Origin of the sequence: Streptomyces sp. 891-h, assembly GCF_022760275.1 — a bacterium.
Taxonomy (GTDB): Bacteria; Actinomycetota; Actinomycetes; order Streptomycetales; family Streptomycetaceae; genus Streptomyces; species Streptomyces spirodelae.
Map to the genome: position 1 here is coordinate 3160602 of NZ_CP050693.1, position 23847 is coordinate 3184448.

General features: G+C 71.2%; 17 protein-coding genes. 7 read left to right on the forward strand and 10 right to left on the reverse strand.

All coding sequences use genetic code 11. The features are described 5' to 3' along the window. Positions 1-51: 51 nt before the first annotated feature. The gene (locus tag HC362_RS13685; RefSeq protein ID WP_243088553.1) at positions 52-984 is read right to left on the reverse strand and encodes a Ppx/GppA phosphatase family protein; all 933 of its coding nucleotides are present in this window, start codon (positions 982-984) and stop codon (positions 52-54) included. 252 nt (positions 985-1236) lie between these two features. Here HC362_RS13685 and HC362_RS13690 point away from each other — a divergent pair, with 252 nt between their 5' ends. Continuing rightward, positions 1237-2058 carry a hypothetical protein gene (locus HC362_RS13690; RefSeq protein WP_243088558.1) on the forward strand — a complete coding sequence of 274 codons (822 nt, stop codon included), beginning with the start codon at positions 1237-1239 and terminating at the stop codon, positions 2056-2058. Positions 2059-2076: 18 nt separating this feature from the next. Here the strand turns inward: HC362_RS13690 and HC362_RS13695 are convergent, their stop codons facing one another. After that, the gene (locus HC362_RS13695; RefSeq protein ID WP_243088559.1) at positions 2077-3747 is read right to left on the reverse strand and encodes a hypothetical protein; all 1671 of its coding nucleotides are present in this window, start codon (positions 3745-3747) and stop codon (positions 2077-2079) included. A 266-nt stretch (positions 3748-4013) separates the two neighbouring features. On the opposite strand from HC362_RS13695, the gene radA reads away from it, so the two are divergent. Both radA and disA read left to right on the forward strand, forming a co-directional pair. Next, positions 4014-5411, forward strand: a complete 1398-nt coding sequence (radA, locus tag HC362_RS13700; protein WP_243084198.1) for a DNA repair protein RadA — start codon at positions 4014-4016, stop codon at positions 5409-5411. Positions 5412-5662: 251 nt separating this feature from the next. Then, the gene (gene disA / locus HC362_RS13705; protein WP_243084199.1) at positions 5663-6784 is read left to right on the forward strand and encodes a DNA integrity scanning diadenylate cyclase DisA; all 1122 of its coding nucleotides are present in this window, start codon (positions 5663-5665) and stop codon (positions 6782-6784) included. 22 nt (positions 6785-6806) lie between these two features. On the opposite strand, the gene HC362_RS13710 is transcribed toward disA, so the two are convergent. Then, on the reverse strand, positions 6807-7646 hold the full coding sequence (locus tag HC362_RS13710) for a hypothetical protein (RefSeq protein WP_243084200.1): 840 nt from the start codon (positions 7644-7646) through the stop codon (positions 6807-6809). A gap of 301 nt (positions 7647-7947) precedes the next feature. Between HC362_RS13710 and HC362_RS13715 the strand changes: the two genes are divergently transcribed. After that, positions 7948-8919: an A/G-specific adenine glycosylase gene (locus tag HC362_RS13715; RefSeq protein WP_209268318.1), complete on the forward strand. Its 972-nt coding sequence runs from the start codon at positions 7948-7950 to the stop codon at positions 8917-8919. A gap of 236 nt (positions 8920-9155) precedes the next feature. Here the strand turns inward: HC362_RS13715 and HC362_RS13720 are convergent, their stop codons facing one another. Then, entirely contained in the window at positions 9156-10757 is a 1602-nt protein-coding gene (locus tag HC362_RS13720; RefSeq protein WP_243088561.1) for an MDR family MFS transporter, read from the reverse strand. A gap of 316 nt (positions 10758-11073) precedes the next feature. On the opposite strand from HC362_RS13720, the gene HC362_RS13725 reads away from it, so the two are divergent. Continuing rightward, the gene (locus HC362_RS13725; RefSeq protein WP_243084201.1) at positions 11074-11661 is read left to right on the forward strand and encodes a TetR/AcrR family transcriptional regulator; all 588 of its coding nucleotides are present in this window, start codon (positions 11074-11076) and stop codon (positions 11659-11661) included. Between the two features lie 128 nt (positions 11662-11789). On the opposite strand, the gene HC362_RS13730 is transcribed toward HC362_RS13725, so the two are convergent. Then, positions 11790-12524 (reverse strand): M23 family metallopeptidase, encoded by a 735-nt coding sequence (locus HC362_RS13730; RefSeq protein WP_243084202.1) that lies wholly within the window; start codon positions 12522-12524, stop codon positions 11790-11792. Between the two features lie 408 nt (positions 12525-12932). Here HC362_RS13730 and HC362_RS13735 point away from each other — a divergent pair, with 408 nt between their 5' ends. Together HC362_RS13735 and HC362_RS13740 are read left to right on the forward strand one after the other, a co-directional pair. Continuing rightward, entirely contained in the window at positions 12933-16127 is a 3195-nt protein-coding gene (locus tag HC362_RS13735; protein WP_243084203.1) for an NACHT domain-containing protein, read from the forward strand. A 95-nt stretch (positions 16128-16222) separates the two neighbouring features. Further along, positions 16223-18805, forward strand: coding sequence for an NACHT domain-containing protein (locus tag HC362_RS13740; protein ID WP_243084204.1), 2583 nt, complete (start codon positions 16223-16225; stop codon positions 18803-18805). A gap of 87 nt (positions 18806-18892) precedes the next feature. On the opposite strand, the gene HC362_RS13745 is transcribed toward HC362_RS13740, so the two are convergent. From HC362_RS13745 to HC362_RS13765, 5 genes are all read right to left on the reverse strand, one after another. Continuing rightward, positions 18893-21418: an ATP-dependent Clp protease ATP-binding subunit gene (locus HC362_RS13745; protein ID WP_243084205.1), complete on the reverse strand. Its 2526-nt coding sequence runs from the start codon at positions 21416-21418 to the stop codon at positions 18893-18895. Positions 21419-21997: 579 nt separating this feature from the next. Continuing rightward, entirely contained in the window at positions 21998-22336 is a 339-nt protein-coding gene (locus HC362_RS13750; protein WP_243084206.1) for an Lsr2 family protein, read from the reverse strand. Positions 22337-22496: 160 nt separating this feature from the next. Continuing rightward, positions 22497-23021, reverse strand: a complete 525-nt coding sequence (locus HC362_RS13755) for an amino-acid N-acetyltransferase (protein ID WP_209268325.1) — start codon at positions 23019-23021, stop codon at positions 22497-22499. Between the two features lie 9 nt (positions 23022-23030). Then, positions 23031-23441: a BlaI/MecI/CopY family transcriptional regulator gene (locus tag HC362_RS13760; RefSeq protein ID WP_243088563.1), complete on the reverse strand. Its 411-nt coding sequence runs from the start codon at positions 23439-23441 to the stop codon at positions 23031-23033. A gap of 127 nt (positions 23442-23568) precedes the next feature. Then, complete coding sequence (locus HC362_RS13765) at positions 23569-23739, reverse strand: hypothetical protein (RefSeq protein ID WP_243084207.1); 171 nt, start codon at positions 23737-23739, stop codon at positions 23569-23571. Positions 23740-23847: the final 108 nt, after the last annotated feature.

Below are 23847 nucleotides of genomic sequence, written 5' to 3' on the forward strand. Positions count from 1 at the left end.
GAGGGGTTGCCCCCCTGTGAGCGGGCGCTCTCCTGAGCCCTTCGGAGCGGTCTACGCCGTGCGCATCCGGTCCAGGCGGCGCAGGATTATGCCCTCGCGGAGCGCCCAGGGGCAGATCTCCACATCGGTGACGGAGAGCAGATCCATGGCGGCCTCCGCCACCAGCGCCCCGGCGAGGAGCTGGTGTGCCCGCCCCTCCGAGACGCCGGGCAGGGCCGCGCGCTCCTCGACGGGCATCGCCGCGAGCTTGGGCACCCACCCCTCCAGGGAGGTCCGGCTCAGCACCCGGCGGGTGTAGAGGCCGTCCGCGCTCCGGGGGGCGCCCGCCATCCGCGCGAGCTGCTTGAACGTCTTGGAGGTCGCGACCACATGATCCGGCGGGCTGAACCGGTTGAACTCGCCCACCGTGCGGGCGATCTCGGCCCGCACATGCCGCCGCAGGGCGCGGACGTCGGCCTGGTCGGGCGGGTCGCCCGGCAGCCACCCGGAGGTGAGCCGTCCGGCGCCCAGCGGCAGCGAGACCGCGGCGTCGGGGTCCTCGTCCAGTCCGTAGGCGATCTCCAGCGAGCCGCCGCCGATGTCCAGCACCAGCAGCCGCCCCGCCGACCAGCCGAACCAGCGCCGTACGGCCAGGAACGTCAGCCGCGCCTCGTCGGCGCCGGAGAGCACCTCCAGCTTGACGCCGGTCCGGGTGGCGATGCGGTCCAGTACGTGCTCCGCGTTGGTGGCCTCGCGGACGGCGGAGGTCGCGAAGGGCAGCAGCGCCTCGACCCCCTTGTCCTCGGAGACCTCCAGCGCCTCGGTGAGGGTGGTGCAGATCCGCTCGACGCCCTCCGCGCTGATCGACCCGTCCGCCTCCAGCAGTTCGGCGAGCCGCAGCGTCGTCTTGTGGGAGTACGCGGGCAGGGGCCGGGCACCGGGGTGCGCGTCCACCACGAGCAGGTGGACCGTGTTCGAGCCCACATCGAGGACACCGAGTCTCATACCCAGCACGCTAGCCTCCTCCCGGGCCCGACGCTGCGGGTACCTCCCGGCGACGAGCGGGTACCTCCCCGCGACGATACGGGAAGACGGCCCATGGAGCGCCGTCCGGGCAGCGCACCGCCCGGCCCGTACGCTGGAGGCGTGGGTGAGAGCGAAGCGGCGAAGCACAAGAAGCAGGACGGCGCGCACGACGCGCTTCCGGCGCCCCGGGCGCGCGACGAGGAGGTCGGCCTCGACTTCGCCCGCGCCTGGGTGGAGTTCCCCGACCCGGCCGACGACGAGCAGGTCTTCCGCTGCGACCTGACCTGGCTGACGTCCCGCTGGAACTGCCTGTTCGGCAACGGCTGCCAGGGCATCACGGCAGGCCGCGCCTCCGACGGCTGCTGCACGCTGGGTGCCCACTTCGCCGATGAGGACGACGAGCAGCGCGTGGCCTCACACGTGGCCCGGCTGACACCCGAGATCTGGCAGTTCCACGACATCGGCACCGGCGCGCTGGGCTGGACCGAGGTCAACGAGGAGGGCGAGCGCCAGACGCGACGCTGGCAGGGCGCCTGCATCTTCAACAACCGGGCCGGTTTCGCGGGCGGCGCCGGGTGCGCGCTGCACACCCTCGCGCTGCGCGAGGACCGCGAGCCGCTGGAGACCAAGCCGGACGTGTGCTGGCAGGTGCCGATCCGGCGCAGCTACGAGTGGGTGGAGCTGCCGGACGGCGAAGAGGTGCTGTACGTCACCATCGGCGAGTACGACCGCCGGGCCTGGGGCTCAGGGGGGCACGACCTGCACTGGTGGTGCACCGCGGCGCCGTCGGCGCACGGCGCCGGACGGCCGGTCTACGAGTCGTACCGCGCCGAGCTGATCGAACTGATGGGCAAGCCCGGCTACGACCAGCTCGCCGAGCTGTGCGCCCAGCGCATGGCGAGCCGACTGCCCCTGGTGGCCGAACATCCGGCGACGGCCCGCGCCGCCGCCGCCCGGGCAGAGGCCGGGGTCGGCAGCGGCAGCGGCGGCGGTGGCGGCTGCAGCGGTGGCGGCTGTGGCTGTGGCTCTGGCGAGCCGGACACGCCGCAGTAGCGGAGGCGGCGGCGCCCCTCAGGACGGGGAATCGCCCGTGTCCTGGGGCGGGTCCGAGTCCTGGGGCGGGTCCGAGCCCTGGGTCGGCGTGGGGGACGGCGACGGGGAGCCGCTGGGGTCCGGGCTGCCGGTCGGCGTCCCGCCGGAGGCCGGTGACGACGGGGAGGACGCCGGCGCCGAGGGATCGGGCGTGGACACCGGCACCGACGGCCGGTCCACCGACGGCGGTGCCGCGGGGTCGCGCCGGGGCGCGCGGGGTTTCTGTTTGTGGTCGCGGGAGGGTTTCTCCCGTGCCTCGCCGTCCGCCTTCCCCGCCCCGCCCTTCGCGTCGTCGCCCGGAGCGGCGCCGCGCGCCCCGGACCCCGGCGGCGAGCCCATACCGCCGGGGCCGCCCGCGCCGCCGTACCCCTCGCCGTCCTGCGTGTCCGGCGCTGTGGCGGAACGGTCCGCCTGAGGCTCGCCCGTGACGGGCGCCCCGCGATAGGCAGCCCACAGCGCGACCACCGGCGCTGCCAGCACGGCCGCGACGACCGTCGAGGTCAGCGCACGCGCGCGCAGCCGGTCCCGGCGGGCCCCCCGCTCGTTCTCGCACACCGGGAAGCCCGCGCGGTCGAAGCGGGGCGTGCGCTGGGCTCTCGCCCGGCGCGCCAGTGCGACGGCGGCCTCGACAGCGGGGCGCGGGGCCGACAGGACCGCGAGCGCGGCCGAGGCGGGCGCCGTGCCGGGCCAGGAGACCTCGGCCATGGCGTGCTCGGCGGCCCGGCGGCACTGCGCGCACTCGTCCACGTGCCGCACCAGTTCCCGGCGCAGCGCGGTGCCCAGCAGCAGCCGCTCGTCACCGGCGAGCCTGGCGACGGCGGCGCAGCCGCCCGACTCGACGACGCGCAGCGCCGCCCTGGTGCGCTCGACCTCGCAGGAGGCGTTCAGCAGCAGGTCCTCCGCCGCTGCGGTCGTCAGGGAGAGCACGGCCGCGATCTGCTCGGGGGACAGCCCGTGCCGGACGGACAGCTCCAGGGCCTCGCGCTGCTCCGGCGAGATCCCGGCGGCCTCCGGCCAGGCGAGCGCGGCCAACTCCCGGCGCCGCTGGGCACGGGCGCCGGGGCCCAGCGGCTCCATCCCCTGGGCCGCCGGGGAGGCGGGGACGGCCGGGGGTGGAGAGGCGGCCGAGGTTGCGGGGACGGCCGGGGACCGGGAGGCGGTCGGGGAGGCGGGGGCAGCCGGGGGTGCGGGGGCGTGCGGGGGCCACGTGCCGGTCGAGGACGTCGTGGACCACGTACCGGCCGGGGGCCGGCCGGCCTGCTCCACCTGCCCGGATCCCGCACCCCGGCCGGTCGGCGTACCCCACGCGCCTTGCGCGACCAGCGCCGACTGTGCGGCCTTCTGGTCGGCGAGGCGACGCGAACAGGCCCACCGGGCCAGCGCGTACAGCCAGGGCCGGTGGGCCTGTTCGTCCTCGGGGGCGCGGCCGCGCGCGCGTTGGCGGTCCGCGAGGGCAAGAGCCTCACCCAGTGCGGCGAGAGCGGATTCGTGCTCGCACATCACGGAAAGGCAGTAGGTGAACAGGCCGTCCAGGTACGCGTCGTCGCACCGCGCGCCCGTGCTCGCGGGGTGGTGGTGCGTCGTCCTGCCCGCCCGGTGCGCTGGGGGTGCGCCGGGGGCGTTCGTCGGGTGCTCGCGCCTGCTCGTCATCACCCCGGCGACGGTAGGCGGATGATGGCGCTTTGCCGGGGCCGCCGACGCGGGATTACTTCCTTCGGGTGACGGGGGTCGTCAAAACAGGACACGTCCGATGGGTTTGGCGACACCAAGGGCACAAAGGGGCGCGCCAAGGGCGCGCATATGACCCCCGGCCGACCGCGCGCGGACCGGCTGTCACCGGCTGACAGCGGCCGTCAGGGCCGAACGGCCCTGGACGGGACGGGCCGGCTGTCAGTGGCCGCCTATACGGTGACGCCATGGCTGCCCGTAAGTCGTCCGCCAAGGACCGTCCCACCTACCGCTGCACCGAATGCGGCTGGCAGACCGCCAAGTGGCTCGGGCGGTGCCCCGAGTGCCACGCCTGGGGCACCGTGGAGGAGGCGGGCGGCGCCCCCGCTGTCCGTACCACGTCGCCCGGCCGGGTCTCGGTCTCCGCACTGCCCATCGGTCAGGTCGACGGCAAGCAGGCCACGGCCCGCGCCACCGGCGTGCCCGAGCTGGACCGGGTGCTGGGCGGCGGCCTGGTGCCCGGCGCCGTGGTGCTGCTGGCCGGTGAGCCCGGCGTCGGCAAGTCGACACTGCTGCTGGACGTCGCGGCCAAGGCGGCCTCCGACGACCACCGCACGCTGTACGTCACCGGCGAGGAGTCCGCGGGGCAGGTGCGGCTGCGGGCCGACCGCATCGGCGCGATCGACGACCACCTGTATCTGACCGCAGAGACCGACCTTTCGGCCGTCCTGGGGCACCTGGACGAGGTCAAACCCTCGCTGCTGGTGCTGGACTCGGTGCAGACGGTCGCCTCCCCCGAGATCGACGGGGCGCCCGGCGGCGTCGCCCAGGTGCGGGAGGTGGCCGGCGCGCTGATCCGGGCCTCCAAGGAGCGCGGCATGTCCACACTGCTGGTGGGCCACGTCACCAAGGACGGCGCCATCGCCGGGCCGCGGCTGCTGGAGCACCTGGTCGACGTGGTGCTGCACTTCGAGGGCGACCGGCACGCGCGGCTGCGCCTGGTGCGCGGCGTGAAGAACCGGTACGGGACCACGGACGAGGTCGGCTGCTTCGAGCTGCACGACGAGGGCATCACGGGGCTGGCCGACCCCTCGGGGCTGTTTCTGACCCGCCGCGCCGAGCCCGTTCCCGGCACCTGTCTGACGGTGACGCTGGAGGGGCGGCGGCCGCTGGTCGCCGAGGTGCAGGCGCTCACCGTCGACAGCCAGATCCCCTCCCCCCGCAGAACCACCTCAGGGCTGGAGAACTCGCGGGTCTCGATGATGCTGGCGGTGCTGGAGCAGCGCGGCCGGATCAGCGCCCTGGGCAAGCGGGACATCTACAGCGCCACGGTCGGCGGCGTACGGCTCTCCGAGCCCGCCGCCGATCTGGCGGTGGCACTCGCGCTGGCCAGCGCCGCCAGCGACACCCCGCTGCCGAAGAATCTGGTGGCGATCGGCGAGGTCGGCCTGGCCGGCGAGGTGCGCCGGGTGACGGGCGTCCAGCGCCGGCTGGCGGAGGCCGCGCGGCTGGGCTTCACCCACGCGCTGGTGCCCGGCGACCCGGGCCGCGTCCCCGACGGAATGCGGGTGCTGGAGGTCGCCGACATCGGCGAGGCCCTGCGCGTCCTGCCCGCACGCCCCGCCCGTACGGCAGCCACCGCATAGCGCCGCCCCCGGCCCCCACTGCCGCCGCCGCGCCGACGGACCGCCGCGTCCGCCGGGCCGGCCCCGGCCGACGCGGCGAGGGGTCCGTTCGGTGCGCCGGTAGACTTTGCCCCGGTCTCGACCGACCACGAGCATCACGGGGGGCTGTGCGCGGCACCGCGAGGGGGGACCGGCACGGCCTCGGCGAAGGTGCGGTGGAATCCGGCGGCCGAGGAAATGCCGACAGGCACCCGCACGACCGAAGGAGTGCAGTGGCAGCCAACGACCGGGCAGCGGTCCCCGGCAGGGCCGAGGGGGCGTCCGGCCTGATGCGCGCCTCACTGAGCGCGGTCGCGCCCGGAACGGCGCTGCGCGACGGGCTGGAGCGCGTCCTGCGCGGCAACACCGGCGGGCTCATCGTCCTCGGCATGGACAAGAGCGTCGAGCAGCTGTGCACCGGCGGCTTCGTGCTCGATGTGGACTTCAGCGCCACCCGGCTGCGCGAGCTGTGCAAGCTGGACGGCGCCCTCATCCTCGACAAGGACATCTCCAAGATCGTCCGGGCGGGTGTGCAGCTGGTACCCGACGCCTCGATCGAGACGGAGGAGACCGGCACCCGGCACCGCACAGCACAGCGGGTCTCGATCCAGACGGGCTATCCGGTCGTCTCCGTCAGCCAGTCCATGCGGCTGATCGCCCTCTACGTCGACGGGCAGCGGCGCGTACTGGAGGACTCCGCGGCGATCCTCTCCCGGGCCAACCAGGCACTGGCGACGCTGGAGCGCTACAAGCTGCGCCTGGACGAGGTCGCCGGCACGCTCTCCGCGCTGGAGATCGAGGACCTGGTCACCGTCCGGGATGTGACGGCCGTGGCCCAGCGCCTGGAGATGGTGCGCCGGATCGCCACGGAGATCGAGCAGTACGTGGTGGAACTGGGCACCGACGGCCGGCTGCTCTCCCTCCAGCTCGACGAGCTGATCGCGGGCGTGGAGCCGGAGCGCGAGCTGGTCGTCCGCGACTACGCGCCGCAGACGGTCGGCGCAGGGCGCCGGGTGCGTTCCGTACCCGACGCGCTCAACGACCTCGACCGGCTCACCCACACCGAGCTGCTCGAACTGGCCACCGTGGCGCGGGCGCTGGGCTACAGCGGCGCCCCGGAGACCCTCGACTCGGCCGTCTCGCCGCGCGGCTTCCGGCTGCTGGCCAAGGTGCCGCGGCTGCCGGGCACCGTCATCGACCGGCTGGTCGACCACTTCGGCGGCCTGCAGAAGCTGCTCGCGGCAAGCGTGGACGACCTCCAGGCGGTGGACGGCGTCGGCGAGGCCCGGGCCCGCTCGGTCCGCGAGGGCCTCTCCCGGCTCGCCGAGTCCTCGATCCTCGAACGCTACGTGTGACGGCTGCCGGGCCCGACGGCTACTACTTCACCAATTTGAAGGACGTGCGGACCGTCTTGAGGCCCTTCACCTTCACCTCCACCTCGTAGGTGCCCGGCTTGGGCGCCTCGAAGGTGGGCGTACCGCAGTTGGCCGCGCTGGCCTTGCGGAGCCAGGTGAGGGTGTGGGTCGAGCTGCCGTGGCCCGGCACCAGACGCAGCATCGGCTTCTCGGTGGGCGGGCAGTCGTCGGAGCGCCAGAACTTGGCGTCCTCCGGGTTCTTGATCGTCACGATCGTCGCGGTGCGGCCGAGGTCGATCTTGCAGGCGCCGCCCGTCTCGTTGGTGACCCTCAGCTCGAACTGCGGCCGCTCGCCCGGCCCGTACTCCTTCTCGACGCTGCGCAGCGCCACCTTCACCTCGCCGGGGCGGCAGTCGGCCAGGTCGGCCGAGGCCGGTACGCCGGCCGCTCCCCCGCCGCCGGTGCCGCCCGAGCCCGAACCCTGGGAGCCCGCACCGCCGTTGCCGGCCCCTGCGCCGGCCCCGGGGCCCCAGCCCGTGCCGCCCGCCGAGGACTGGTCCTTCTCGTCGGAGCCCCCGGTGCCGCCCGAGCCGTCGGAGCCGCCGTTCTCCTCGTCACGGCCGCCCGGACGTTCGCTGATGGCCGGGCCGGAGCCGGTGGGGCCCGGAGTGATCGTGCTGGCGGGCCCGTTGCCCCCCTCGCCGCCCTTGCCCTCATTGCGGGATCCGTCGCCGCCGCCGAGCGAGGTCACTGCCCAGACGACGATCAGGACCAGCAGCGCGAGGACAGCAAGGGCAACTGCCCTCCGGCGCCAGTAGATGGAGGAGGGAAGCGGCCCGATCGGATTGCGCAGAGATCCCACGCGGAAACCTTACGAGACATCAGCCACACCACAGGACCGCACCCACCGCTCGGAGCACCAATTGTTGTGATGAGCGGCAAAGTGCGGAGCGCGCGGGAGTGATCGGTCCCGTTCCGTACCGCTTTGGTGACATCTTCGGAGATTCCTGGGGTTGACCGCCTTACGCGGCAAACATGCTGTCCACGGTGTCTGTCGCTACACGAGAAATACCTCACGAATGCGGGGCGGAAGCAGCGGACAGGCTTTCGTACCGCGTGTGCGTTTTTCGGATGAGGAGCGCCGTGCCAGGATCGGTCGTGCCATGACTGCGACCACCGAGACTCCCCAAGCCGCTTCGGCCGGCGCCCCGCATGCGCGCGCCGCGGAAACCGAAGCCGTCGACCCCGCCCTGCGCGAGACGGCGCGCGCCCTCCATGCTCCCGTCGTCGACTGGTTCGCCACACACGCCCGCGACCTTCCCTGGCGCCGCCCGGAAGCGGGCGCGTGGGGCGTCATGGTCAGCGAGTTCATGCTCCAACAGACCCCCGTCAACCGGGTGCTGCCGGTGTACGAGGAGTGGATGAAGCGCTGGCCGCGCCCCGCCGACCTGGCTGCCGAGGCGCCCGGCGAAGCAGTACGCGCCTGGGGCCGGCTCGGCTATCCGCGCCGCGCCCTGCGGCTGCACGGAGCCGCCAAGGCCATAGCGGAACGGCACGGCGGCGAGGTACCCGTCGAGCACGCCCAGTTGCTGGCGCTGCCGGGCGTCGGCGAGTACACCGCCGCCGCCGTGGTGTCGTTCGCCTACGGCAGGCGGCACGCGGTGCTCGACACCAATGTGCGGCGGGTCTTCGCGCGCGCCGTCAGCGGCCGGCAGTACCCGCCCAACGCCACCACGGCAGCCGAACGCAAGCTCGCCCGCGCGCTGTTGCCCGAGGACGACCAGACCGCCTCTCGGTGGGCGGCGGCCACCATGGAGCTGGGCGCACTGGTGTGCACCGCGCGCAACCCCCAGTGCGGACGGTGCCCGATCGCGGCGCAGTGCGCCTGGCAGCGGGCGGGCGCCCCCGAGCACCAGGGGCCGGCGCGGCGTACCCAGGCGTATGCGGGCACCGACCGGCAGGTGCGCGGACGGCTGCTGGCCGTGCTGCGCGCCGCCAAGGAGCCGGTCCCCCAGTCCGACCTCGACCGCGTCTGGCACGAGCCCGTCCAGCGCGCACGGGCGCTGGACGGGCTGGTGGCCGACGGGCTGGTCGAGCCCCTGGACGGCAAGCGGTACCGCCTGCCGCTGACCTGAACCATTCGCCGGCCCCTGCCGGGGAGCCCAGGGACGCGAGGGAGCCCGGCGGCTGCCGACCACTCGGCAACCGCCGGGCTCCACGCGGTGAGCGCACCCCTCCCGGCACAGCGGTGCGCGCGCCCGTCGCGGCACAACCGCCCGGCGTGCCCCCACCGGCCCGCCCGCCGCGGCAGGGGAAGGGGCAACCCCTGCTGGGCAGTGGCGGACCGCAGGGCGGGAGGGAGCCGCCTCGCTCAGGCTCCTACGCCGGCTCGCCCGTCGACCCGGGCGGACTCGCCCTCCGTGGTGTCGGGGCCCGGTTCGCCGGTCTCCCCGGCGGGGGCACCGTCCTGCGGTTCCGGCCGCTGCGCTGCGGCGTCCTTGAGGGGGACCTCCTTGATGAACCACGCGGCGACGAAGGCGAGCACCGTGACCCCCGCCGCGAGCAGGAAGACCGCATGGGTGCCGTTGACCACCGCGTGCTCATACGCCGCCCGGATCTGCTCGGGCAGCTTCTCCAGGGATGCGGCGTCGAGCTGGGCGCCGCCCTCGGTGAGCTTGGCGGCCGATCCGCCGCCCCCGTTGCCGGCTGCCGCCGCGCTTTCCCGCATGGCGTCCTCCACTCGGCGGGCGAAGATGGTGCCCATCAGGGCGACGCCGAAGGAGCCGCCGATGGTGCGGAAGAGGGTGGTCGTCGACGAGGCGACGCCCATGTCCTTCAGCTCCACGCTGTTCTGCGCGATGAGCATGGTCAGCTGCATCAGGAAGCCCATGCCCGCGCCGAGCACGGCCATGTAGAGGGCTGAGGTCACCCTGCTGGTGCCGACGTCCATCTGCGCCAGCAGGAAGAGGCCGACGGGTATCAGCGCGCCGCCCACGATGGGGTAGATGCGGTACTTCCCCGTCTTGGTGGTGGCACGGCCGGTGACCACGGAGACGACCATCATCGGCAGCAGCACGGGCAGCAGGAGCAGCCCGGAGTTGGTGGCCGAGGCGCCCTGGACGCTCTGCTGGTAGAGCGGCAGGAAGGTCATCGAGCCGAACATCACGAATCCGAGCAGGAAGCCGATGAAGGCGACCAGCGAGAAGTTGCTGCTGCGGAAGACCCGCAGCGGCAGGATCGGCTCGGCCACCCGGCGCTCGACGAAGGGGAAGGCGATCAGCGCGATCACGGCCAGCGCCCCGAGGCCGACGATGGTGGCCGAGCCCCAGTCGTACTCGGTGCCGCCCCAGCTGGTGACGAGTACGGCGGCGGTGATGCCGAGGGTCAGCAGCACGGCGCCCGTGTAGTCGATACGGCCCTGGGTGCGCTTCTTCGGCAGGTGCAGGACGGTGCCGACCATCGCGAGCGCGACGGCGCCCAGCGGCAGGTTGATGTAGAACGCCCAGCGCCAGCCGAGGTGGTCGGTGAGAGTGCCGCCGACGAGCGGACCGCCGATCATGGCCAGCGACATCACTCCGGCCATCATGCCCATGTACTTGCCGCGCTCACGAGGCGGCACCAGGTCGCCCATGATCGCCATGGCGCCGACCATCAGCCCGCCCGCGCCCAGGCCCTGGAGGGCGCGGAAGCCGATGAGCTGTCCCATGGTCTGGGCCGCGCCCGAGGTCATCGAGCCGGCGAGGAAGAGGACGATGGAGGTGAGGAAGACCCCCTTGCGCCCGAACATGTCGCCGAGCTTGCCCCAGATGGGCGTGGAGGCGGCTGTGGTGAGGGTGTAGGCGGTGACGACCCAGGAGAGGTGCTCCAGGCCGCCGAGCTCTCCGACGATGGTGGGCATGGCGGTGCCCACGATCATGTTGTCCAGCATCGCGAGCAGGACGGCGATCATCAGCGAGAACATGACCAGGTACATGCTCCGCGGCTTCGGCCCGCCGTCGGTGGTGCCTTCGGCGGCCTTGCCTCCTTCGGCTGCCTTGCCGGGCGCGGCGGCCTCGGGGCCCTCGACCGCCTCGGCGGCCTCCACCTTGGGTTTCCCTTGACCTGGGCTCGACCTTTCCTTGGCTTTCGCGCCCTCCATGCCCTGCTCCACCCCGTTTGTCGCGCCACTCGCACCCATGCGCGGCCACTCCCCTTTTGCTTGCCACTTACTTGCCGCACGGCTAGTTCAGTACGATGGATAAAGTAGGGCGCTCCTAGCCGGGCGTCAAGTAAGTTTTGAAGGGGTCGGCATGAGCAGGGGAAACACCCGTCAGCGCATCCAGGACGTGGCACTGGAGCTGTTCGCTGAGCGCGGTTACGAGAAGACCTCGCTCAGGGAGATCGCCGAGCATCTCGGCGTCACCAAAGCGGCGCTCTACTACCACTTCAAGACGAAGGAAGACCTGGTCACCAGCCTCTTCGAGGATCTGGTGCTGGGCCCGGCCGACGACGTGATCGCCTGGGCCGAGGCACACCAGCCGACCTCGCTGGAGACGAAGCTGGAGATCCTCAACCGCTACAGCGAGTGCATCAGCAACGCTTTCCCTCTGGTCCGCTTCATGCACGAGAACCAGGCCGCGCTGCGCGAGCTGTCCATCGGCGAGCTGATGAAGCAGCGCATCCTCACGCTGCTGGAGCTGATCAAGGACCAGGACGCCGCGCTCTCCGACCAGGTCCGCTGCGCCTCCGCACTGTTCACCATGCACTCGACCTTCTTCACCCTGCAGGGCACGAACGCCGACCAGGAGGAGAAGCGCAAGGCGGCCCTGGAGGTCGCCCAGGACCTGGTCACGGCCGCCCACCACGGCGCGGGGTCCCCGTCGGGCGCACGTCCCTGAGAAACGGGCAGCGCCCGCCACGTGAGTGACGGGCGCTGCTGCCGACTCCGGTACGTCCCCTGAACCGGAGCGATCTGTGGGGCGGGCCGAGCGGCCTCAGGGGGCCGCGGCCCTCTTGTGGGCTCGGCTCAGAAGGTGACGCCGACGGCGCGCATGGCGGCCTGCGGGTCGACGGCCGTGCCGTAGTTCGGACCCTTGCGGATCTCGAAGTGCAGGTGCGGACCCGAGGAGTTACCGGTGTTGCCGGACTTGGCTATGGTCTGGCCGGTCTTGACCTGCTGGCCGGGCTTGACGTCGACCTCCGACAGGTGCGCGTACTGCGAGTACGCACCGTTGTCGTGCCGGATCACGATCGCGTTGCCGTAGGCCGGTCCGTCGCCCGCGCCGTTCGGGCCGGCCTTGACGACCGTGCCCTTGTGCACGGACACCACCGGGGTGCCGACCTTGACCGCGAAGTCCTGCCCGGAGTGGTTGTGGGCCCAGCGGCCGCCCGCCTTGCCGTAGGAGGCGCTCAGCTCGTACTTGCCCGTGACCGGCTTGATCCAGGAGGCCTGCAGTCGCTTGGCGTCGCGTGCCGCCTTCTGGGCCGCGCGCTTCTTCGCCTCGGCGGCGCGCTTCTTCGCCTCAGCCGCGCGCTGCTTCGCCTTCTTGGCGGCCTCGGCGGCCTCGCGGTCCGCCTCTGCCTGGGCCTTCGTGGACTTGGCGAGGCTGGTTGCCGTGCTGGTCCGGAAGATGTCGTGCTGGGCCTCGGCCTTCGCGGCGGCGATCGCGGTGCCGGCCCCCAGGGCCATCGACGCGCCGAGACCGGCGGCCAGCGCCGTGGTGTAGGTCTTGGCGCGCTTGGTGGTCCTAGACATCGTCATAGGGGTGCTACCTCCGGGAGGGGGTTCGTGGAGTGCGCCTCGATGTGGACGCGACCCCCTTGGTAGCCGCCCAGAAATCGGACATCAAGGACCGTTATTACTAAAGAGCCACGTAGTGGCACGAGAGACCCAGGTCACTCGGCGCTCCCGGCTCAAGCCCCGCCCACAGCAGTCCGAGCCCGCTGCGCCCCCGGGTCTCCGATCGCGCTTCGTACCCCCCGAAATCCCTGTGCCGCACCTCACGGCCCGCGCGCCTCGGAAGTGGTCCGGGCCATATGACCCCGCTCACCCCCAAGGTCCCGGGGAGCGGGAGGGGGCCCTCATCGACGCGGCGCGCGGGCACCTCTACGCTTGCTCGCCGTACGCGACCCCGTACTGCGGGGAGTCGATGCCGAACGGGGGTTACGGATGGACGCGGGCGTCGCCGGACTGCGCATCGCCTCCAGCGTGCTGGCGCCACTGGTCAAACGCCTGTTCGTGGCGGAGGGCGCGGGCGCCGGGCTGGTGGACCGGCCGGTACGCCTCAGTGCGCTCGTCTGCTTCAGCGGCGAGAAGCGCGAGCTGGGCCGGCCCGAGCTGGAGAAACTCGCCGGGGAACTGGTCCGCCGCGCCGTGCGGGACCTCGGCCCGCAGGAGGCGCTGCCCCCCGAGGAGGCGGAGCAGGTGGCCGCCCGGCTGGCCGACACCCTGCACGCGCTGGGGGACATCGGCCTCAGCGACGTGGAGGCCGTCAGCCTGGGCCACACCGACTTCGCCCGCGCCCTGCACGCGCAGGCCACCATGCACGACGCGCAGCCGGGCGCCTCGCCCGCCGAGGACGCGCTCTACCACCGGCTGCTGGAGACCGCCTGCCTGCACATCCTGCACTTCCTCACCCGGCGCTCCACCTTCGTCGCCCGCACCCTGGTCGAGCAGAGCCGCAAGCTCGGCGACCTGGTCACCCTCGTCGACGTACTGATCGAGCGCGTCCCCTCCCAGTCCGCGCAGGACGCCGGATTCGAGCAGCAGTACGCGCGCTACATCGCCAACAAGCACCGCACCCTCACCATCTACGGCATCGACGTACAGCAGGCCAGCGAGTGGCCGCTGGACACCGCGTATCTGAGCCTTCACGCCACGTCCACAGCCGGCCATGGCGGGCCGCACCAGGAAGCGGACTGGAAAGGCACGGGCGGCGACGGCACGGCGGACCCCCAGCCCGTCGAGCAGGCGCTCTCCGGCCATCGGCGAGTACTGCTGCGCGGCATCGCGGGCTCCGGGAAGACCACGCTCGTCCAGTGGCTCGCCGTCACCACCGCGCGGCAGTCCGAGCTGACCGGACAGCTCGCCCATCTGATCGGCCGGGTGCCATTCGTCCTGCCGCTGCGCACCCTCACCCGGGGCGGCGCGGCGCTGCCGCCCCCCGCCGACTTCCTGGCCGCCGTCGGCTGTCCGCTGGCCGGTGCGCAGCCCGGCGGCTGGGCGGACCGGGTGCTGGCGGCCGGACGCGGGGTGCTTCTTGTCGACGGTATCGACGAGGTGCCCGAGGAGGAGCGCACGCGTGTCCGCGCCTGGCTGCACGATCTGACGCTGGCCTACCCGGACAACCTCCTCCTGGCGACCTGCCGCCCCTCCGCCGTACGCGAGAACTGGCTGGTCGGCGACGACTTCACCGAGCTGTCCCTCTCCCCCATGCGCCCCGCCGACGTCGACCTGTTCATCGACCGCTGGCACGCGGCGGCGGAGGCGGACGAGGAGCTGGCCGACGCGCTGCGTACCGCCGTACGGGCCCGCCCCGACCTGTCCCTGCTGGCCACCAATCCGCTGATGTGCGGGCTGCTGTGCGCCCTGCACAGGGAACGGCACGGCTTCCTGCCGCGCGGCCGCAAGGCGCTGTACGACGCGGCCCTGTCGATGCTGCTGGAGCGACGCGACCGGGAGCGGGCCGTGTACGCGGCGCATCCGGCGAGCGTCGAACTGGACGAGGACTCGCAGGTCGAACTGTTGCAGAAACTCGCCTACTGGCTGATCCGCAACGGCCGCTCCGAGATGGCGCAGTCCGACGCCGTGGACCTGGTGGAACGGATGCTGCCCGCCATGCCGTACGTCGCGGAGCAGGGCTCCGCGACGGAGATCTTCCGCTTCCTGCTGGTGCGGTCCGGGCTGCTGCGCGAGCCGGGGCACGGGGCCGTCGATTTCGTGCACCGCACCTTCCAGGACTATCTGGGCGCCAAGGCGGCGGTGGAAGAGCGCGATTTCGGCGTACTGGTGCACAGCGCGCACCTTGACCAGTGGGAGGACGTCGTACGGATGGCCGTCGCCCACGCCCGGCCCGATGAGCGGGCGCGGCTGCTGCGCGGGCTGGTGCAGCGAGGGGACGCCGAGCCCGAGTGCCGGGCTCGGCTGCATCTGCTGGCCATGGCCTGCCTGGAGCACGCGACGAAGCTGGACCCGGCGGTGCGGGAGGAGGTGGAGGCGCGGGCGGGCGCTCTCATTCCGCCCCGGAGCGTCGATGAGGCGAAGGCGCTGGTGCCGCTGGGTGGCGTGGTGCTGGATCTGTTCTCGGGGCTGGAGGAGTTGGACGACGATGGGGCAGTGGCCGTTGCCCATACTGCGGCGCAAATGGGCACGGATGCGGCCCTCGTCCTGCTGAAGCGGTTCGTGGACCATCCGTCATCGGCTGTGCTCCAGCAACTGGCAGGCCACTGGGACCGGTTCGACACGGACGCGTACGCGAAGGAGATCCTCGCGCACCTGCCGGACCGGCGCGGGGTGCGCGTCACCGCGAGTACAGCGGAGCATCTGGCGTGGCTGCGCAGGCTGGGGCAGCGCTCGGCCGTACGCATCAGGGGCGCGTTCGATGAGCGCGAGATTCTTGATTCCCAGCCCACGCCCACCGAACTGGAGGAGCTGGCGTTCTCGCGCAACCCCGCCGTGGAACGGCTGGACTTCGTCCAGGCGTTCCCCAGCCTGGACGAGCTGGAGCTTCGGGAGTGTACCGTGCGGGACCTGTCGCCCCTGGGTGCGCTACCCGTCACCTCGCTGCGCCTGTGGGACGTGCGACTTCTCTCGGATCTCAGAGGCAGCGAGGCGCTTGCCTCACTGCGGCATCTCGCTCTGCGGCAGGGCACGCCCTGGCCGGGGCCGGCGTGGCTGGAACACCTCTCCGAACTGACGTACCTCGCGCTCCCCGAGTACGTAGGGAGCATCACGGGAATCGCCGCTTTGCGCGCGCTGGAGACGCTCAACCTCTTCCATGTGCGGACCCGGTTCACCGCGCGGGACTGGGAGGAGCTGAGCCTGCTGCCCAGGCTCGCACTGCTCACCTGCGAGCCCGCTCATCTGGCCGACCTGGAGTCGGCCCGGGCGCGCTTCCCGGCGCTGCAGGAACTGCACGTAGTGATGAATCAGACCGGCTTCGACGCCCGACTGCTGAGGGCGGCCTTCCCCACGCTCGAAACACTCTTCCTCACACAGCCTCCGGCCTCGTTCGACCTGGCGGCGCTGGCTGACCTTCCGAACCTTCGTACCGTACTGATCGCTCGTCCCGAGAGACCCATCGACACCACCCGACACCCCTCTCACCTGAACGTGTCCGTCCTCTCTCCACCCCGCCGAGGCTGACGCGAACGCAGGGTGACCAAAGCCATACGTACGGCCTACGCTGGTCATCGACCAGTCAACAGCCCACCGTCGCCCCCGCCAGGGAGTCCCCACGTATGGACCCCGCCGTCCGGCTCGCCTCGTCCGTCGCCGATCCGCTCGTCTGCCAGCTGTTGCTGCCCGTCGAGGCCACGCCCGACAGGGCGCGGGCCGACGCGGAGGAACTGCTGGCGCGGCTCGTCACCTTCCGCGGGGAGAACCCGCCGCTGTCGTACGAGTCACTGCTGTCGCTGGCCCAGGAGCTGGTGGGGCTGACCGCGCCCGCCTACCGGCTGCCGTCCGAGGACGAGCAGCCCGTGGCCGGCGTGCTCTCCCGGACGCTGTGGATCATCGGTGAGCTGGACACCACGGACGTACAGGCCGTCCGGCTGGGGCCGCAGGACTTCGCGCGCAAGCTGCGCTCCGCCGTTCCCGGCGCGGACCGGGAGCTGAGCGCGGACGCCGCCTGGTTCCACGACCGGCTGCTGGTCACCGTCTGTCTGCATCTGCTGCACCACCTGATCCGCCGCTCCCCGGTCCTCGCCGACCACATGCCGGAACGCGCCCACCGGATACGGCAATTGATCGACCTCAACGATGTGGAGGCGGTCCGGGGTCGTCCTGAGCCGTCCGCCGTGGACGCCGAGTTCGAGGCCAGGTACGCCCGTTCCATTGCCGAGCAGTACAACCGCGTGACCATCTACGGCATCGATCTGCCGAACCCCAACACCCCCGACAACTGGTCGCTGGACGCCACCTACCTCAGCCTCAGCGCCGAGTTCGACAACCCGGACCGGCGCGAGGGCGACGGCGACGACAGCGGCGAGCCCGTACTGGCAGCCGACCGGGCGCTGGGCGGCCACGAACGGGTGCTGCTGCGCGGTGTCGCGGGGTCCGGCAAGACGACGCTGGTGCAGTGGCTCGCCGTCTCCACGGCGCGCGATGTGCTGCCGCCCGAGCTGGAGTCGCTGCGCGGCCGCATCCCCCTCGTCCTGCCCGTACGCCGCTTCGCGCGGGAGGGCTTTCCCCCGCCGGACGACTTCCTGCGGGCCGTACGCCACCCGCTGGCCGACGAGGCGCCCGACGGCTGGGTGGCTCGGGTGCTCACCGAGGAGCGCGGGCTGCTGCTGGTGGACGGCATCGACGAGGTGCCCGAGTCCGAGCGGGCGGCGCTGCGCGACCAGTTGCGCCGGCTGATGCGGATCTACTCGGGCAACTTCTGCCTGGTCACCGCGCGCCCCTCGGCCGTCGAGCCGAACTGGCTGGCCGACGAGGGCTTCGACGAACTCTCACTGGCCCCCATGAGCCGCGACCAGGTGGCCGCCTTCATCACCGCCTGGCACGCGGCCGCCGCCGACGACGAGGGCAAGGACCACCAGCGGCTGGCCGACTACCGCGACCAGCTGCTGTCCTCCATCCCCCTCTACCGCGAGCTGCGCGGCCTGGCGACCAATCCGCTGATGTGCGGGCTGATCTGCGCGCTCAACCGCGACCGGTCGGGCTCACTGCCGCAGGGCCGCAAGGAGCTGTACGAGGCCGCCATGGAGATGCTCCTCCAGCGCCGGGACCCGGAGCGCCGTGTGCTGTACGCGGACGCGGTCAAGCTGCGGCGCGGTGCGAGGGAGCGGCTGCTGCGGAAGCTCGCCTACCGGATCCTGGTCGACCGGCGGACCGAGCTGACGATGGAGGAGGCGCTGGAGGAGATATCCCGCAACCTGCCCGCCATCCCGTCCACCGCGGGACAGGGCGGCCCTGAGGACATCTTCAACCATCTGCTGCTGCGTACCGGGCTGCTGCGGGAACAGTCGGACCGGTCCGTGGAGTTCGTCCACCGCACCGTGCAGGACTACCTCGCCGCCAAGGAAGCCGTCGAGCAGGGCGCCTTCGACATGCTGCTCGACCACGCCCACGAGACCGAGTGGGAAGAGGTCATCCGGATGGCCGTCGCCCACGCACGGCCCGCCGAATGCGCCCGCCTGCTGGGCGGTCTGCTGGCGCCCGGCCGCAAGGGTCTGCAGCGCAACCGGCGGCGGCTGCTGGCGGCCGCCTGCCTGGAGCATGTCACCGAGCTGGACCCGGACACCCTCGCCCGTATCCGGCGCGAGACCCGCCATATGGTGCGGCCCACCAGTCTGGAGGGTGCCCGCAGCCTGGGCTGGGTGGGGCCCATCGTGCTGGAGATGCTGCCCGAGGCCGGCGCCGTCTCGGACAAGGAGGCCCACCGGCTGGCGGTGACCGTCACCCGGATCAACGACGACGCGGCCATCCACTACCTCGCCCAGCTGCGGAACCGGGCCTCGCTGGAGCTGCGCGCCGAGCTGGCGCGGGGATGGCGCAATTTCGACACCGACCGGTACGCCGAGGAGATCATCGCCCACCTCGACCCGGAGGGGCTGTACTTTCCCGTCTCCGACCGGTTCGAGCTGGCCGCGCTGCGGAAGCTGGGCGGCCGGGCACGCGTGCAGATCGTCGGGCCCTTCACCCCCGACGAACTGCTGGAGGGGCTGGTCAACGAACAGCTCACCCATCTGTGGCTCGCCTACGATCTCGGCGTGCCGATGGGATGGCTGGCCGCTTTTCCCAATTTGACGACGCTGCGGGTGAATCCCCGGCTGCCGAGGGTGAGCGGAGTGCCGGACGGGATACGGATCCTGTCGTAGGAAAGCGTGAGAGGGACCGACCCGAACGGGCCGGTCCCTCTCACGCGGTGCAGCGCTCAGGCCGTCAGGCCGGTCACGCTTCCTTGCTCAGGCTTCCTTGCTCAGGTTGGGGCCGCCGCCTGCGGCGGACTCCACCGGGGGAGCGTCCGGAAGGGCGGACTTCTCCTCACCGCGGAAGGTGAAGCTCTTGGCCTCGCCCTCGCCCTCGGTGTCCACGACCACGATGTGACCGGGGCGCAGATCGCCGAAGAGGATCTTCTCCGACAGCACGTCCTCGATCTGGCGCTGGATCGTCCGGCGCAGTGGCCGGGCGCCCATCACCGGGTCGTAGCCCTTCTTGGCCAGCAGCTCCTTGGCGTCCTGGCTCAGCTCGATGCCCATGTCGCGGTCCTTCAGCCGCTCGTCGACCTGCGTGATCATCAGGTCCACGATGCGGATGATGTCGTCCTGGGTGAGCTGGTGGAAGACGACCGTGTCGTCGACACGGTTGAGGAACTCGGGCCGGAAGTGCTGCTTGAGCTCGTCGTTGACCTTCGCCTTCATCCGCTCGTACCCGGCCTTCACATCGCCCTGGGCGGTGAAGCCGAGGTTGAAGCCCTTGGAGATGTCCCGGGTGCCGAGGTTGGTCGTCATGATGATGACCGTGTTCTTGAAGTCCACGACCCGGCCCTGGGAGTCGGTCAGCCGACCGTCCTCCAGGATCTGCAGCAGCGAGTTGAAGATGTCCGGGTGTGCCTTCTCGACCTCGTCGAAGAGGACCACGGAGAACGGCTTGCGGCGCACCTTCTCGGTGAGCTGGCCGCCCTCCTCGTAGCCGACGTAGCCGGGCGGCGAGCCGAAGAGCCGCGAGACGGTGTGCTTCTCGCCGAACTCCGACATGTCGAGGGAGATCAGCGCTTCCTCGTCCCCGAACAGGAACTCGGCCAGCGTCTTGGACAGCTCCGTCTTACCCACGCCGGACGGGCCGGCGAAGATGAACGAGCCACCGGGGCGCTTGGGGTCCTTCAGACCCGCACGGGTGCGCCGGATCGCCTGGGAGAGCGCCTTGATGGCGTCCTCCTGGCCGATGACGCGCTTGTGCAGCTCGTCCTCCATGCGCAGGAGCCTGCTGGACTCCTCCTCGGTGAGCTTGAAGACCGGGATGCCGGTGGCGGTCGCCAGGACCTCGGCGATCAGCTCCTCGTCCACCTCGGCGACGACGTCCATGTCGCCGGCCTTCCACTCCTTCTCCCGCTTGGCCTTCTCGGCCAGCAGCTGCTTCTCTGTGTCACGGAGGGAGGCGGCCTTCTCGAAGTCCTGCGAGTCGATCGCGGACTCCTTGTCCCGGCGCACGTTCGCGATCTTCTCGTCGAACTCGCGCAGGTCCGGCGGAGCGGTCATCCGGCGGATGCGCATCCGCGAGCCCGCCTCGTCGATCAGGTCGATGGCCTTGTCGGGCAGGTAGCGGTCCGAGATGTAGCGGTCGGCCAGGGTGGCCGCGCCGACCAGGGCCGCGTCGGTGATGGAGACGCGGTGGTGCGCCTCGTACCGGTCGCGCAGACCCTTGAGGATCTCGATCGTGTGCGGCAGGGACGGCTCCGCGACCTGGATGGGCTGGAAGCGGCGCTCCAGGGCCGCGTCCTTCTCCAGGTACTTGCGGTACTCGTCCAGCGTCGTGGCACCGATGGTCTGCAGCTCGCCGCGGGCCAGCATCGGCTTGAGGATGCTCGCCGCGTCGATGGCGCCCTCGGCGGCGCCCGCGCCGACCAGGGTGTGCAGCTCGTCGATGAACAGGATGATGTCGCCGCGCGTACGGATCTCCTTGAGCACCTTCTTCAGGCGCTCCTCGAAGTCACCGCGGTAGCGGGAGCCGGCGACCAGCGCGCCCAGGTCGAGGGTGTAGAGGTGCTTGTCCTTGAGGGTCTCGGGCACCTCGCCCTTGACGATGGCCTGCGCCAGCCCCTCGACGACGGCGGTCTTGCCGACGCCGGGCTCACCGATGAGCACGGGGTTGTTCTTCGTACGGCGGGACAGGACCTGCATGACCCGCTCGATCTCCTTCTCGCGCCCGATGACCGGGTCGAGCTTGGACTCGCGGGCAGCCTGCGTGAGGTTGCGGCCGAACTGGTCCAGCACGAGCGAGGTGGACGGCGTGCCCTCGGCGGGTCCGCCGGCCGTGGCGGCTTCCTTGCCACCGGAGTAACCGGACAGGAGCTGGATCACCTGCTGGCGCACCCGGTTCAGGTCAGCGCCGAGCTTGACGAGGACCTGGGCGGCCACGCCCTCGCCCTCGCGGATCAGCCCCAGCAGGATGTGCTCGGTACCGATGTAGTTGTGGCCGAGCTGAAGGGCCTCGCGGAGCGACAGCTCCAGCACCTTCTTGGCACGAGGAGTGAAGGGGATGTGGCCGGACGGCGCCTGCTGGCCCTGTCCGATGATCTCCTCCACCTGCTGGCGGACAGCCTCAAGCGAGATCCCGAGGCTCTCCAGTGCCTTAGCGGCGACACCCTCACCCTCGTGGATCAGGCCCAGAAGGATGTGCTCGGTGCCGATGTAGTTGTGGTTGAGCATCCGGGCTTCTTCCTGAGCCAGGACGACAACCCGCCGCGCGCGGTCGGTGAACCTCTCGAACATCGTTAATCGCTCCTCAGAGCGGTCAGGCAGTGAGGGGACGCTCCCCTCGCTGTCCTTCCGCAGCTTAGTCCCGCAACGGGGGACCGCTCATTCCAACTGCCGACGCCAGCCCAGTCGATCATGCGCCTCCTGCCCCGGACAGCCGACAACAGTTCCAACCCGATGGTGCGAGACGATGTTCCCGCAGGCCAGGCGTATTCACCTGGATCCACTACGCCGAAGGCGAACACCCCCGCACCGACGCGTTTGCCTTGCGGCGGCACCTGTCACAGAGCACCCCCGCTCCGCCCCTGCCACCTGGGGCTTCTCGGCTGATAGAGCCTTCTTACCCGCTCGCGGTGACAATCCATGCGGCATTGACCGGAAGCCGCACCCGACATCCGCTGAGGGCGAACACGCGGGCGGCCCTCCCGTAGGCGCCGTAATGCGAGCACGCCGGGTGACGGGGATCAACAGTGTGTGACAAGGGTGGCGCTGGTTGGCCCCGGTGGACCGGGGCCCCTGGGGAGGCCGCCGCGCGGGGGCCTCCCGGACCGGGACGACCATCGGGGTCAGGGTCGGCCTGTGAGCCGGAATGCGTCAGCCGTTGGCCTTCTCGTACGCCTCGCGAATGCTGGCCGGAACCCGACCGCGGTCATTGACCTCGTAACCCTGCTCCTTGGCCCACGCGCGGATCTTCGCGGTGTCCTGGCTGCTGCCGGAACCGGAGCCGGAGCGGCTCCCCTTTCCGCGCGAGGAACGGCCACCGGTACGCCGGCCGTTCTTCAGATAGGGCTCCAGAGCGGAACGGAGCTTGTCCGCATTAGCTGTGGTGAGGTCGATCTCGTAGGCCTTACCGTCCAGCGCGAACGTCACCGTCTCGTCCGCCTCGCCACCGTCGAGGTCGTCGACAAGAAGAACCTGAACCTTCTGTGCCACCTGCTACTCCCATTCGTCCTGGATAACGGATTACAGATACCGACGTGGAAAGCAAACCGCTTTTTTGGGAGAAACACAAACCCTGTGCTGAGTTTGCCCCGCTGCTGCGCTGGGATTGGCGGGATCTTTCGGACATAGTGGCGGCGTCCCGCCGGTCGCTTCACAGATACAGCAGCATGCGGCTGTTGCCCAAGGTGTTGGGCTTCACCCGTTCGAGACCGAGGAACTCGGCCACGCCCTCGTCGGGGGAACGCAACAGCTCGCTGTAGACATCGCCGTCCACCGGGGTCTCGCCGATCTCCGTGAAGCCGTGCTTGGCGAAGAAGTCCACTTCGAAGGTGAGACAGAAAATACGCCGCACCCCGATCCACCGGGCCGTGCGCAGCAGCTTCTCCAGCAGCAGATGACCGACGCCCGTTCCGCGCTGGGAGGGGTCGACGGCCAGGGTCCTGACCTCCGCGAGATCTTCCCACATGACGTGCAGCGCGCCGCATCCGACGACTTCCGCGTCCGCGTCCCGTTCCGCGACCCAGAACTCCTGGATGTCCTCGTAAAGGGTCACGGTTGCTTTGTCGAGGAGGATGCGGTCGCGCGAGTAGGCGTCGATCAGCCGACGCACCGCCGGGACATCGGCCGTACGTGCCCTGCGGATGGTGACCTGGGATAGCGGTGCGCGTTCTGCCATGAACGGACGCTATCGGCCCTCGCCCTCGCCGCCCGCAGCGGGGGGATCGAGATGGACTCCGTTCAGATGTGCGACACGCAAGGCGGTCCGCAGCACTTCGGTCTGTTCCGGCGACATCATCCCGAAGAAGTCGACAAGAGCCGCGGCGGGGTTGTCGCTGGCCGACCATGCCTCGTGCATGAGAGCCGCGGAGTATGCGGCCCGGGTGGAGACGGCCGCATATCGATAGGCGCGGCCTTCTTGGTCCCGCCTCAGCCAGCCCTTCTGACGCAGGTTGTCCATTACGGTCATCACCGTCGTGTAGGCGACGGTGCGTTCCTTCTGGAGATCCTCAAGGACTTCCCGCACGGTGACCGGGCGGTTCCAGCGCCATACCCGGGTCATCACGGCGTCTTCCAGCTCTCCCAATGGCCTCGGCACAGAAGAATAATAGTGGAAAATGTCCGAATCGAGGGAATTACCCGGAAGGCGGGCGGGGTGGATCAGGGCGGGACGGATCAGGAGCACCCCGGGTCGCATGGGCGGTAGCGGCCGGGGCTTGCGAAGTTCAGTTCCGGCGCTTCTGCCGGGCCGCCTCGGCCCGCGAGACGGCGGCGTCCACGAGGCCGTCCTCCTTGGCCTTGTTGGCACCGCCCTGGGTCCTGACGATCGTCACGATGAGCGCCGTGAATGCCACCGCCATCACGAGCGGCGGGGTGAGTGCGGCGACGTAGTCCATGACTGGGCCTCCTCGGTGAACCGACCCCCAGGGTAACGCCAGGCCTCAGGCCCGGACGGGCCCCCCTGAACGGACCGCCCGGCATATGCGCATCGGCATATGCCGGGC